The organism is Actinoplanes sp. ATCC 53533, assembly GCF_003947245.1.
Map to the genome: position 1 here is coordinate 1 of NZ_QHHV01000707.1, position 578 is coordinate 578.

At 68.3% G+C, this 578-nt stretch carries 1 protein-coding gene; it reads left to right on the forward strand.

Annotated features, from left to right (window positions below; translation table 11 throughout):
• The coding region (locus DMB66_RS60760) for an ABC transporter ATP-binding protein (RefSeq protein WP_148113028.1) at nucleotides 1–578 on the forward strand (578 nt) is incomplete at both ends.

A 578-nucleotide genomic window follows, 5' to 3' on the forward strand; every position in this document is an offset into this window, starting at 1 on the left:
CCGGCTTCATCACCAAGGGCGAGGTCAAGTACCGCGGCGTCGACCTGCTGAAGCTGCCCGAGAACGAGCGGCGCAAGGTCCGGGCCAACCAGATCGCGATGATCTTCCAGGACGCCCTGTCGGCGCTGAACCCGGTGTTCACCGTCGGCTACCAGATGGCCGAGCTGTTCCGGGTGCACCGGGGCATGTCGCGGGGCGACGCCAAGCAGCGCTCCATCGAGCTGCTCGACCAGGTCAAGATCCCGGGCGCCAAGCTCCGGTTCGGCGACTACCCGCACCAGTTCTCCGGCGGTATGCGCCAGCGCGTCATGATCGCCATGGCGCTGGCGCTCGACCCCGAGGTGCTGATCGCCGACGAGCCCACCACGGCGCTCGACGTGACCGTGCAGGCGCAGATCATGGGCCTGCTGGCCGAGCTGCAGCAGCAGCGCAACATGGGCCTCATCCTGATCACCCATGACATGGGCGTGGTCGCCGACGTCGCGGACCGCATCTCGGTGATGTACGCGGGCAAGGTCGTCGAGGAGGCGCCGGTCTACGACATCTACGCGCGCCCGGCCCACCCGTACGCGAAGGCC